General features: G+C 61.0%; 10 protein-coding genes. 3 read left to right on the top strand and 7 right to left on the bottom strand.

Going from position 1 to position 12,197, the window contains the following annotated elements; all coding sequences use genetic code 11:
• Positions 1 to 60 precede the first annotated feature (60 nt).
• Both ACTRW9_RS11215 and ACTRW9_RS11210 read left to right on the top strand, forming a co-directional pair.
• Positions 61 to 1,362 (top strand): CDP-alcohol phosphatidyltransferase family protein, encoded by a 1,302-nt coding sequence (locus ACTRW9_RS11215; protein WP_442429412.1) that lies wholly within the window; start codon positions 61 to 63, stop codon positions 1,360 to 1,362.
• 18 nt (positions 1,363 to 1,380) lie between these two features.
• Positions 1,381 to 4,248 carry a tetratricopeptide repeat protein gene (locus ACTRW9_RS11210; protein ID WP_442429411.1) on the top strand — a complete coding sequence of 956 codons (2,868 nt, stop codon included), beginning with the start codon at positions 1,381 to 1,383 and terminating at the stop codon, positions 4,246 to 4,248.
• Positions 4,249 to 4,284: 36 nt separating this feature from the next.
• Here ACTRW9_RS11210 and ACTRW9_RS11205 read toward each other — a convergent pair whose 3' ends face one another.
• Complete coding sequence (locus ACTRW9_RS11205; RefSeq protein ID WP_442429410.1) at positions 4,285 to 6,276, bottom strand: ATP-dependent DNA helicase; 1,992 nt, start codon at positions 6,274 to 6,276, stop codon at positions 4,285 to 4,287.
• Positions 6,277 to 6,492: 216 nt separating this feature from the next.
• On the opposite strand from ACTRW9_RS11205, the gene ACTRW9_RS11200 reads away from it, so the two are divergent.
• A complete protein-coding gene (locus ACTRW9_RS11200) occupies positions 6,493 to 7,398 on the top strand; it encodes a lipid-binding SYLF domain-containing protein (RefSeq protein ID WP_442429409.1) in 906 nt (301 codons plus the stop codon).
• Between the two features lie 22 nt (positions 7,399 to 7,420).
• Here the strand turns inward: ACTRW9_RS11200 and phnE are convergent, their stop codons facing one another.
• The 6 genes from phnE to ACTRW9_RS11170 all read right to left on the bottom strand — a co-directional run bounded on the left by phnE (position 7,421) and on the right by ACTRW9_RS11170 (position 12,000).
• Positions 7,421 to 8,590 carry a phosphonate ABC transporter, permease protein PhnE gene (gene phnE, locus ACTRW9_RS11195; RefSeq protein WP_442429408.1) on the bottom strand — a complete coding sequence of 390 codons (1,170 nt, stop codon included), beginning with the start codon at positions 8,588 to 8,590 and terminating at the stop codon, positions 7,421 to 7,423.
• A gap of 26 nt (positions 8,591 to 8,616) precedes the next feature.
• Entirely contained in the window at positions 8,617 to 9,072 is a 456-nt protein-coding gene (locus ACTRW9_RS11190) for a DUF4149 domain-containing protein (protein ID WP_442429407.1), read from the bottom strand.
• 4 nt (positions 9,073 to 9,076) lie between these two features.
• On the bottom strand, positions 9,077 to 9,808 hold the full coding sequence (gene pyrF / locus ACTRW9_RS11185) for an orotidine-5'-phosphate decarboxylase (RefSeq protein WP_442426315.1): 732 nt from the start codon (positions 9,806 to 9,808) through the stop codon (positions 9,077 to 9,079).
• Between the two features lie 17 nt (positions 9,809 to 9,825).
• Positions 9,826 to 10,677 carry a tetratricopeptide repeat protein gene (locus ACTRW9_RS11180; protein WP_442429406.1) on the bottom strand — a complete coding sequence of 284 codons (852 nt, stop codon included), beginning with the start codon at positions 10,675 to 10,677 and terminating at the stop codon, positions 9,826 to 9,828.
• 392 nt (positions 10,678 to 11,069) lie between these two features.
• A complete protein-coding gene (locus tag ACTRW9_RS11175) occupies positions 11,070 to 11,621 on the bottom strand; it encodes an NUDIX hydrolase (protein ID WP_442429405.1) in 552 nt (183 codons plus the stop codon).
• A gap of 28 nt (positions 11,622 to 11,649) precedes the next feature.
• Complete coding sequence (locus tag ACTRW9_RS11170) at positions 11,650 to 12,000, bottom strand: arsenate reductase family protein (protein ID WP_442429404.1); 351 nt, start codon at positions 11,998 to 12,000, stop codon at positions 11,650 to 11,652.
• Between the last annotated feature and the right edge of the window lie 197 nt (positions 12,001 to 12,197).

Below are 12,197 nucleotides of genomic sequence, written 5' to 3'. Positions count from 1 at the left end.
ACTTCTTGCTATGCTTGAACCAGTTTTCCCGGCGATTTTTCGACTGAAACGACCATTTGGATGGTTCTGGGCTGCGTGGAATTTTCAACCAAGGAATCCCCCGATACGGGTTCTCAGGAGCTTGATAATACAGCGGTTTTGTTTTTAACCGACCCTCCCGATACGGCTGAGCTTTCCGGCTGGTATGCGCGCAAAATCGTCGGTGTGCCATTTTTGCTGTTGAATCTGTTGCACTTGCAGAAAGCCGGAGTGCAATCGGTGACGGTGTACCACCGCGGCCTTCTGGGAGGTCAGAAGGGGCGCATGATCCCGCTCACGGAAGACTCCCGCCTGCGGATTCCGGTTGAGTGGGAATCGGATCCTGCGCGGCTGGCCGCCCGCTTGAACGAGAATGCCTGTCGGCTGGTGGTGAACGGTTCCGCGCTGCACTGGCATACGGACCTGGCCGGAGTGTTGAAGGAGCCCAGCGACACCGATCTGCTGGCCCGCACCCAGGTGTATGAAGTCCCGAAGGACACCGCCCCGGAGGCGCTGGCGGCGTGCCTGAACGAATTCAGCCTGGCGGAGACGAGGAAGATCGGCCGCGTGCCGGGACCCCAGAATCTTGATACCGTGCGGCTGGTGGCGGGGGACCACAACCGCTGGGTACAGACAAAAGACGATTTCCACCGCCTGCACGAACAACTGTTGAAGCTGGGCGGCATGAGCAATGACAGCCCGATGGACCGTCTGGTCACGCGGCACATGTCGCGCCACCTGACCCGGCTGTTCATCCGGACACCGGTGACGCCGAACCAGATCACCTGGGCGCATCTGGTGCTGGGCCTGATCTCCGGCTGGTATTTTTATCTCGGCGGATACGGCAACCAGTTGACCGGCGCCGTGTTGTTGATGCTGTCGGCGTGGCTGGACAGCACGGATGGAGAGATCGCGCGGTTGCGTTTTCAGCAATCGCCCTTTGGCGGTATGCTGGACATCGTCGCGGACAACGTGGTTCACTTCGCGGTGTTTCTGGGCATCGGCCTGGGGTTGTACCGGATGACGGGCAATGCGGCTTACAGTTACATGGGCGTGGTCGCTGTGGCGGGGTCGCTGACCTGCTTTCTATTGTTGCAGTCGGACATTTTCAGTCAGCGCACCACCGGGTCGTCGGACGCGCCGGTGGAAGAGGCGGAAAGCCTGGTGGACCAGATCGCCAACCGCGACTTCATATATTTTCTGTTCGCCATGGCGGTGGTCAACCTGCTGGAAATTTTCATCGTTGTCACCGCAATCGGTTCGGTGGTGTTTGCGGGGTACGTGGCTTACAGCCGGTTTAAACCGCAAAGCCGGACTCAGGGCCAGGAATTGCAATTGAAATAAACGTTCGTTTCGGATCACATGAACCTTTACCAGGCCATCAAGGAATACGTCCCGCAGCTCAAAGCGGGCGAAGGCGACGAGCGCGGCGGCACCCTGCTCATCGGTGAAGGTTGTACCTTCCGGTCCGGCATTCCCAGAGGCGATGCGGTGGTGAAACTGATTCAGGAACGGTTTCCCGATGCCGCGCAGGGAGAAGGTAAAAGCCCGGACGAATGCCTCGCCCGGCTTTCGCCCAGCCAGAAAATGAGCCTGCGCAGTGCCATGCTGGAGCAGGCCAGCATCAACTGGGCATACATCTGCATTGCCCTTTTGATGCGGGACGGTTACATCCGGCGTGTCCTCACCACTACTCCGCTTCCCCTTTTGCAGCGCGCCTGTTCCCTGGTGAACGTGTTCCCTGCGGTGTACGACTGCTCCGCCACAACGGCTCTGGACCCGGCGAAAGTGGCGGGCACGGCCATTTTTCATCTGAACGGGCAAATTCCCGGAGGGACCCCCGGCGACCTCGCTCCCGTTTATGCCGCCGCCAACGAGTTCGGCCCGTGGTTTGTCGTGGGCTACGACGACCGGGACGACGATCCCGTCTTCCAGCAACTCACGAAAGTGGAGCAGTTCAAAAACGGCCTCCTGTGGGTGCTTCCCAAAAACATTTCGCCCTCCCGTTCCGTTCACGAAAAAATCCTCACCAAGGGCAAGGAAGTGGAATACACCAATGCCAAGGATGCGGATGCGTTTCTGATTCTCATGATGCAGGAGTTGCAGGTGGAAGTGCCGGAGTTGATCGCCTTCCCGTTCAGCCACCTGGGTGACGTCCTGCGCAAGATCGCCTATTTTCCGGCGCCGGGCATGGTGGAGGAGATGCACGTGGTGGACATCGCCCTGCAGCAGATCAAGCTGGCGATCAAGGATTACGAGGGCGGGGAATGGGGCGACCTGGTGGAAGGCGAGCTGGACATGGACGTGCTCAACGAGCCTGCCCTGTTGAGCGCCCTGCAGGCGGCGCAGGCGGGACTCGTCAAGGGGGCCGCACAGGAAATCATTGCGCAACGGGCGCAGTACGACAGAACACCGAATCCGCAGTTGGGGGACCTCCTTATCTGGGCCTACCTCAAGGAAGGCGACGATGCGTATTACAAGGCGCAGGGTGGGGATGAAAGCGCCGCGGCCATGCGCGAAAAGGCCCGCGAAAACTACGAGCAGGCCCTGAACCTGCAACCGGATGGATCGGAGATCGTGTTCAAACTGGGCAAACTGCTTGCCCAGCAGGGGCATCAGGTCCCGGGAGAGGAATCCAAATCCCTGCTTGGCCAGGCGGCGGACAAGTTCAAGCAGACCCTCGACCTCAATCCGGATTTTCTGCCGGCGCGCCTGCAACTTGGCAATGCGCTGGTGGACCTGGCCGCGCAATCGGGCAATGGAGAAGCGGACCAGTTTTTCGGCGAAGCCATTGATCAGTACCAGACCCTGCTTGAACTGGATCCGGAAAATGTGGAAGCGGCTTTCGGTTGCGGCCTGGCGCTTTACGCCCAGGCGCGAAAGAAAAAGGGTGCGGAGGCGTTGCGTCTCTATGGGCAGGCTGCGGAAAAACTGAAAATCGGCCTCAAGTACCAGCCCAACCGGCTGGATGCGTTGTTGCCAATGGGCCATTCCCTGCTGGTGTTCTCCCGCTCGAAGAAAGGGGAGGAAGCCGACCGCATGCTGGCGTTGGCCTGCGAGAAATTCCAGTACGCCTGCCAGGTGAAACCGGAGATGCCGGAAGCCCACTTCGGCTGGGCGGACGCGCTGTTCGAGCGGGCGTCGGCACGAAACGACATCAAGGCCAACGACTTTTTCGAACTGGCGCTGGATCAATACAAGACCACGGCGCGGCTGAAGCCCGATCTGCCCCGCGTGCATTTTCGCTGGGGGTTGGCGCTGTTTTACATGGCCCAGCGCAAGGACGGCAACGACTCGGCCAAACTCTATCAGCTCGCTTCGGAAAAATTCCAGACCGCGGTCAAGCTGAATCCGCAAAACGTCGACGCGTACCTGCGCCTGGGACGCATCCACGTCGAGCTGGCGCAACACGCAAAAGGTCCGGATGCGGGCAAGCTGTATAACCGCGCCATCGAGTTCTTTGAAGCGGTGCTCAAACTGCAACCGAAAAACGCCGACGCGCTGGCACAGGTGGGAACGGTGTTCCTGCACAAGGGACGGCTCAAGAATGCAGCGGATGCCGAAGGCGACCTGCGTGACGCCATGGAAAAATGCAAGACCGCGTTGGAACTCAAGCCCGGTCATTTTCAGGGAACCCTGATCTGGGGGCAGGCCCTGCTGGAAATGGGGCTCAATCGCGTCGATCCGGATGCGTGGGTGTTCGAGGAGGCGGAGGAGAAACTGAAGGCCGCTCTCGAACAGCAACCGAACCATCCGGACGCGCTGGTGGGCCTGGCGAACTGCCTGCTGAACAAGACACGGACCATGAATGCGGACAAGGCCGCGGACGCGCTGGAAGAAGGACTCAACCACGTACAGACGGTGCTGGAAGATCATGACCAGTCCGCCCCGGCGCGCAACGTCATGGCCGCCATCCTGATGGAACAGGCGCGGAACAAACGCGGCATCAATGCGCATCCTCTGCTGGCGGAGGCCAAGGGTCACCTGCAGCGGGCCGAAGACCTGCAACCGGGTTCGGCCACCTACAACATGGCACGGCTCATGGCGCAACTCAACAACGAGTCGGGGTGCCGCGAATGGCTGGAGAAGTGCAAGGCCAACGGCGTCCTGCCGTCGTCGCTCATGCTCACCAAGGACCCCTTCCTGGAGCCGATGCGCGAGTCCAAATGGTTCAAGAAACTCGCCGGTTCCGGCAGTGAACCGAAGGAAGAAAAAGCGCAGGCTTCCTGATCCCGCTGCGCGCCCTCCCTTGATTTCAATTTCCGTTTAAATATTTTCCGAAAGGTCGACCGGGTCGGTCTTCAGCGCGGGACTTTGCTCGAGGAAGCGGGCAATGTCTTCCACCTTGCCCGTCGTCCGGCAGGGCGGCAGGGAGGCGAGGAATTGCTTGCCGTAACCGCGACTGCTCATGCGCGCATCGAGGATGCTCACCACGCCGCGGTCGGTGGCTTTGCGGATGAGCCGCCCAAACCCCTGGCGCAGCTGAATGATGGCGCGCGGGATCTGGTAATGGCGGAAGGGATTGATCGACCGCTTCTTCAAATCCTCGATGCGGGCTTCCACCAGCGGTTCGGTCGGCACGTCGAACGGAAGCTTGGTGATGATGACGCTGGACAGCGCGTCGCCGGGGATGTCCACCCCCTGCCAGAACGAACTGGTGCCGAAGATCACCGACGGCGATTCTTTAAAACGTTGAATCATGCGCGTCGGCGAGAGCTCGCCCTGCTTGAGCAGCTGGTATTTCTGAAGCTGGGGATCGAGGATGCGGTGCACGCGGTTCAGCGTGTCATAGCTGGTGAACAGCACGAACGTCTTGCCGCCTGTGGCGTGGATCAGCTCCATGCACCTTGCGGCGATGGCCTGCACGTACTTGTCGGTGTCGCCGCCGGGATCGGGCAGGTCCTTCGGCAGATACAATAACGCCTGCGTTGCGTAGTCGAATGGCGAGTCCAGAATGCGTTCGTCGCCGGGGTCGCATCCCAGCCGCTCCTTCACGTAATCGAACGTGCGGTTGGTGGTGAGTGTCGCCGAGGTCATCACGATGCGGTCGGTCTTGCCGAACACCTGCTCGCGCAGTTCGCCGTCGATGTGGATCGGCACGCCGCGCAGGGTGGCGCGCACAAAACGTTTCTTGTTCACCACCTCCAGCCAGTAAACGTACTCCTTCATGTTCTGGTTCAGCAACGCGGAGAGGGAGTTGTTCACTTCAAAGAAGCGCACCGCCGCCGCGTGCATCTCCAGGTATTCTTCTTCATTGTCGAGGCGGGAAGCCAGTGACTTCACTGCCTCGTACAGATTTTGTAATGGAATGTAGATGCTGTTGTTCAGAGCCGGCGGCTGGTAGAAGCGCAGCGTGCGGTCACTGCGTCCGTACTGGTCGAGCACGTTGGTGAAGAATCCCTCCACCGCCACCCGCACCCGCGCCACCTGTTGCTTGATCTCCAGCGTCCACTCGTCGCGGATGCGCGTCAGCGAGCCGCGCCTGGTGCGCGGATTGTAAAAGCGGTCGAGAAAATAAATGAGGCCCGAGTTCGACATCTCCAGGCCGAGGAACGACGTCGCCGCTTCTTCCAGGTTCTGCGCCTCGTCGAAGATCACCGCGTCGAACCGCGGCAGCACGGCGCCGTTGTTGGCGACGTTGGCGAAGAACAGGTGGTGGTTGACGATGAGCAGGTGCGCGCCGAACCAGCGCCGCCGTTCCTTGAAGTAGAAACACGAGTCGTAGGTCTCGCAGTTTTTGCCGAGACACAAATCCTTCTGCCGCCCCACTTCCTCCCACACCGCAGGCGACGGCTCGAACGGCAGGTCGCTTTTGAATCCCGTCTTCGTCTGGCGCGCCCAGCCGAAGATGTTGGTCAGTTGTTCTTCCTCGTCCACGTTGTTGAACAGCCCCGCCTGTCCGGCGCGTTTCATGCGGCGAAGCGAAAGGTAGTTTTCGTTGCCCAGGCACAGCGCGTAACGGAACTGGAGACCCAACTGCTCCTGCAGGATGGGAATGTCGTGGTTCAGGATCTGCTCCTGCAACGTCTTCGTGTAGGTGGAGATGACGACGCGCTTTTCGTTGGCCACCGCCCACTGGATGGCGGGCACCAGGTAGGCGAGGCTCTTGCCCGTGCCGGTACCTGCTTCCACCAGCAGGTGGCCGCTGTCCGACAGCGCCGACTCCACAGCCTCGGCCATCTCCAGCTGCTGGGAGCGGAACTCGAAGCCGGGAAACCGCGTGGACAGCACGCCCTCGCGGTCGAAATAGTCACGCATGGGGGGAAACGTCATGATTCAGGTCAGGAGCCCTCAGGCAAGAGGGGGATTTTTTAAAAATTGATATTGTTTTAAATTATTGATTTTTTGTCGTTTATTTAATATAATAAATTCACTTAAATCATAAAACCTAAAGTAATTTCTTGGTTTTTTCGGGCAGCGCCGCCCGGCTGGGCCGGGCCGTTTACCATTTCGCTTTTATTTGGAGACCGCACCATGAAATCCCTTGTTGCCGCTTTGACGGCGATCGTCACCCTGTCGGGCCTGCTGGTCACCGGGGCGCAGGCCGGACTCTCCGCACAACAGCAGATCCTGCAGGATACCCAGTTTGTGCTGGAAGAGATTATATCGGCTCCGGACGAAGGAATCCCGTCCAATCTGATGGCGAAGGCCAAAGCCATCGTCATCATGCCCACCATGGTGAAGGGCGGCTTCTTTGTCGGCGCGCGCTACGGCACCGGCGTGGTGGCGGTACGCGACGCCAAAACGGGCCGCTGGGGTCCGCCGGCCTTCATCAGCACCTATGGCGGCAGTTTCGGCTTCCAGTTCGGCGCGCAGGCGGTGGACCTGGTCCTGCTGGTGATGAGCGAGCGCGGCGTCAACGCGTTGTTGGACAACAAATTCACGCTGGGCGGCGACCTCGCGGTGTCAGTAGGACCCGTCGGCCGCTACGCCGAGGCGGGAACGGACATCGCCTTCCAGGGCGAGGTGTATTCGTACTCGCGCAGCAAAGGCGCGTTCGCCGGGGTGTCGGTGAAGGGCGCCCTGTTCCAGCCGAACGAAACCTACACCCAGCAGTACTACCACACGCATTTGTCCTCGCGGCAGATCATGTTCTACGGGGGCATGAACCAGGTGCCGAGGTCGAGCGCCATTTTCATGCGCAACCTCAACCGGCTAGCGCCCGCATCGCCCTCGGTGTTGACCAAGCTCCAGCGCGCGATCCCGCAAACCACCGCCCAGCACAAACCGAAAATGCAGTCGCAGACGAAAATCCCGGAACCCGCACCGCAGGAAATGAAAAAGAAAGTTCCGGGCCAGGGGGAGCTCATCCAGAAATCCGAAGCTCCCCGGCAGACCGAGCGGCCCCTCCAGCTACCGAAACCTCAACCGCTCTGGTGACTTCAGGCAGGCAGGGAGGGGGTCACGACGCCAGCGTGATCCTCTCCCGCACTTTCGCGCTCACCATATCGAGGGCGATCACCACCACCGCGATCGCCAGCAACGCCGTCCCCGCCTGGTTGTACTGAAGCAGGTTGATCCACTGCTGTAACAGGAACCCGATCCCCCCGCCGCCGACAAACCCGATGATCGTCGACATGCGCACGTTGATGTCCCAGCGGTAAAACCCCAGTGCCAGAAACTGCGGCAGGACCTGCGGCAGGACACCGTACAGCACCACCTGCAACGGCCGCGCTCCCGTCGCGGTGATGGCCTCCACCGGACCCGGGTCGATGCTCTCGATCTGCTCGGAGAACAGCTTGCCGAGCGCCGCCGTCGAGTGCAGGGCCAAAGCCAGCACCCCGGCAAACGGACCGATCCCCACCCACACGGCAAACAGGATCGCCATGATGAGCGGTTCGATGGCGCGCAGCACGTTGAACCCCGTACGCACCAGGTAGTAAACGGCGGTGCCCGTTGCGCGGCGCGTCATCAGGTTGCGTGCGCCGAGGAAACTCAACGGCGCGGCGAACAGAAGGGCGAAGGTCGTCGCCATCAACCCCAGAAACAGCGTCTCGACGATTTTCTCGGCGGTGAGTTTCAACGTCTCACTCAGGTGCCACTCCCCCGTTTCCCACGTCAGCACCACGCGCACGTATTGCGGGTTGCCGCGCGCTGTCGGCGGTACGGTGATCTGTTTTTCAAACCCGCCCCCGGCGTCGGTCGTCACCTCGCCCAGCGGGTACTCCTGTTCGATGGCGTTCACCCAGTACAGCTTGCCCGTGCGTTCGGGCGCGAGATGAAACCCCCGCGCCGTCAGCGTGTCGCCGATCTGCCCGCGCGTGCGCGTGATTTTTAAAACAGGGTCTTCCGTGCCGGGCGGGGTGATGGCGGATTCACCGACCGTTGCTTCCTGCAGGAAGAACCCGGTTTCGGTGGTCTGGCGTTTGGTTTCGAAGGTGACGAGGTCGGGTTGCAGCAGGGCCGTGACCAGCGGTTTGACGAGATGAAAGTCCTTGACCAGAGAGGAGGGATGGATCTCCGTCACCCGCCAGCCGTAGGCATAGACGATGACCGCGACGAACAGGTAAACGAAAAACTTCGTGCGCGTGTAGAAGGGCCGGTGTGGAGGCGGTGTGGGCATGGAAGCCATTATATATCCTTCCCCACCCTATCCGGCTAAAGCCTCAACCCCATTGCCGTGATCCACAGGAGGCCGAGGCCGAACATGAGCACCGTCGCGTTCAGCCGCACCGACCAGCCGTGCAGCGAGCGGAATTTGTTCTGCAACAATTCGTCCTCGCCGCCGGCCTCGCGCATCTGGTGTTTCAACTGCCGCGCCTGCGGATTGATCACCATGCCCGCGTAAAACGTGCACGCCGCCATGATGGCGATGAACGGCAGGCGCAGGCCTCCGGCGCCGCCGGGCGTGGCCAGGGCGGTTCCCGCCGTCAGCACGGCGCAGGTGTAGCCGACCCCGTAGTACTTGGGAAAGATGGCGCCGATGACGTCGCCCGCCTGCTGGCGGTCGAGCACCTTGAAGATCGACGGCGCGGTGAAAAAGGAAAAGAAGATGACACTGCCGAGCCACACCACCAGCCCCAGCAGGTGCACGAAAGCGAGAAAGGTGTTCATGAGGTCATGCCTTCAAAGCGTGTGCGATTTCGTTGACGATGCGTTGCGCCGCGTCTTTCGGGTCTTTCGCGTCGCGGATGGGCCGGCCCACCACCAGGTAATCCGCGCCCCGTTCGATGGCCCGGGCGGGGGTGGCAACGCGGCCCTGGTCGTCCTGCAGTACCGTCTTGTCCGCCGGACGGATGCCCGGCACCACGGTCAGGATGGGTCCGCCGGACTGCTTCTTGATGTCCTTCACCTCTTCGGCGGAACAGACAAACCCGGTCAGTCCCACGTCGCGGCTCATCAGCATGCGGTCCATCACCAGTTCGTTCACGGTGATCCCGTCCGAATAACCCAGCGCCGGGTCGAGGTCGTGCGACGTCATGCTGGTGAGCACGGTGACGCCGAGCAGTTGCAGGCCGGGCTTCGCCGCCTTGAGCGCCGCTTCCAGCATGGGTTCGCCGCCACTGCAATGCACGGTGAGGAATTTCACCCTGTGCTCGCAGGCGGCGGTGACGGCGCGCTGGACCGTCGCCGGGATGTCGTGCAGTTTGAGGTCGAGAAACACCTCCGCGCCGCTGTGGTCGTGGACGGCGCGGATGGCCTCCGGCCCGGCGCGGGTGAACAGCTCCAGCCCGACCTTGAAGCACCCCACGGAATCGCCCAGCGTCTGGATGTAACGGACGGCGGTGGGAAGATCGGGTACGTCCAGCGCAAAGATCAGGCGGTCCTGCGGAGTGGGGTCAGCGGCCAATGCGGTCTTTTCCGGGTTCAGGTTTTATTGAGAGCGTTCAGGTTGTGCCGTGCCTCGGCCAGGGCGGGGTTTTTCTCCAGCGCCTGATTGTACATCTCGATGGCTTCCTGGTGGCGCCCGGTGTTCTGGTACACCGCTCCCATGTTGTAGTACGCCGGGGCGAAACCCGGTTGCTCCTCCACGCACTTGTTGAAATTTTGAAGCGCTTTATCGAATTGCTTCAGGTGCGCGTAAGCCAGCCCCAGATTGTAATACCTTTGGTACGGAAAGGGAAACCCGGAAACCGCGCGCTCGAGGTAATCGACGGCCTTTTCATAGTGACCCTGCCGCAGGTGGATCTCGCCCAGCTTGTACATGGAAGCTTCGTCGTGCGGGTTCCACGTCACCGCCTGGGTGAGGGCGTCGATGGCTTTGGCGTCGTTGCCCAGCTGAAAATACGCCCGGCCCAGTTTGGCGTGGTAGATGGCTTTTTGCGGCTGGGCGCGGGAAAGCGTCTCCAAAGGCTCGATCATGCCGCGCCAGTCTTCAAGGGTTTCGCAGGCGGCGACCAGGTTCTCCAGTGCCTCGGTGTGGCCCGGTTTCAGTTGCAGGGCGCGGGTGGAGGCGCGGAGAGCGTCATGGTAACGACCCAGGTTGGTGTACACCAGCCCGAGGTAGTTCTGGTATTCGGCATTTGCGGGGTCCTGCGAGGTGGCGGATTCGAGCTTCGGCAGGGCCTGTTCGTATTTTCCTTTTTTGGCCAGCTCGACGCCCTGCCGGTAGAGCGTCGCTGCGTCGTCCGCCGCATGAATGACGGGGACGGCAACCCCGACCAGCAGGATCGCCAGAAGGGTGAGGAGCAATCCTTTTTTACAATGTTTGTATGGCATTTTGCACCTCCAAGTGCAATGAGGGTCCAAGGCGGGTTCTTGTATTGGGGTCTTAATATTAAAAATATGTTCAGGCAGGCGTTTTGTAAAGCCACCCCAGGCGCGGACTGCGTCCGGGGCAACGGGCTGATGCGTTGCAGGGCGAACGGGGGTCCGTGGGCGCGGAACTGCGTCCGGGGCAACGGGCTGATGCGTTGCAGGGCGAACGGGGGTCCGTGGGCGCGGACTGCGTCCGAGGCAACTGGCTGATGCGTGGAGGGCGAACGGGGGTCCATGGGCGCGTACCCGTATTGAATGCGGTGCCTCAGGATGGGGATAAATTTGTATACCCCCTCCCCTTTTCAAGGGGAGGGCTGGGAGGGGTTACCGATGACTTTTTCCTATTTCGTATATCAATCTGCGGTTGCCACCTCGTTCAAATGCCGCAGGATGCGCGCCGTGGCGCCCCAGATGCGGTGGGGTCCAAACCAGTAGGCGAAATCGGAAGGCGGGTGTTCCACCGCCTCCTTGCGGAAGCTCTGCCAAAGCGGCAGCAGCGGCGGTTGCAGAACGATTTCCACTTCCTCCGGGTTGGGGGTGCACAGGGGTGGCGGGTCATGCAGGGCGACGAAGGGGGTGACGTCAATGCCTGTCAGGGTCCGCACTCCCGGCAGGCGTGCGAACACATCCTCCGGCGATACGGCGAGGTCCAGTTCCTCGCCGGTTTCGCGCAGGGCGGTGGTGAGCAGGTCGCCGTCGCCTTCCTCGAACAGCCCGCCTGGAAACGCGATCTCGCCCGGATGATTGCGCAGGGCCTCGGAACGCTTCATCAAAACGACGTGGGGTGTGGACTCCTGCCGGTACAGGATCACCAGCACCGCCGCCTGCCCGGCGCCCGTCTCCACCCCTCCCCGCCGCACGGGGAAGTCCGTCTGCAGACGCTCGATCCATCCATCCCAGTTCATCCCACACTCCCGGCCGGGTCCGGCCCTTTCATTTCTTCGCCCAGGTCTGTTTGTATTCGTCCTCGTTGAAGCCGACGGTCACCGTGTCGCCGTCCACCGCCACCGGACGCTTCACCAGCCGTCCGTTGGTGGCCAGAAGGTCCACCGCCTCGGCCTCGGTCATGGATTTCAGCCGGTCTTTCATGTTGAGTTCCTTGTACTGGACGCCGCTGGTGTTGAACAGTTTTTTCAGGCCGTAACGGGCGATGGCCTGTTTGAGCACTTTTCTCGGCGGCGGGGTTTCGGTGATGTCGATCGACTGGTAGGCGACGCCCTTGCCGTCGAGGAACTTCTCCGCTTTTTTGCACGTGCCGCATTTGTTGTAACCGTAAAACTTCATGTCCGCTGGACTCCTTTTGTGATGGATGAAACAGTGGTTCTGTGCCGTGCCATTTATAGCATGACCGGGAATTATCGGAAGGGCAAACCCGGCAGCCGGGAACACCCCCGCACGGGTCGCCCCCACCTCATCGTAAACCACAATATATGGGGGCTTTAGGTCATTCTCGCCACCAAGGATAGTATATTTTGCTTTAC

Origin of the sequence: Nitrospina sp. 32_T5, assembly GCF_052156635.1 — a bacterium.
GTDB lineage: Bacteria > Nitrospinota > Nitrospinia > Nitrospinales > Nitrospinaceae > Nitrospina.
This window is presented reverse-complemented; position numbering and strand designations above follow the sequence as displayed.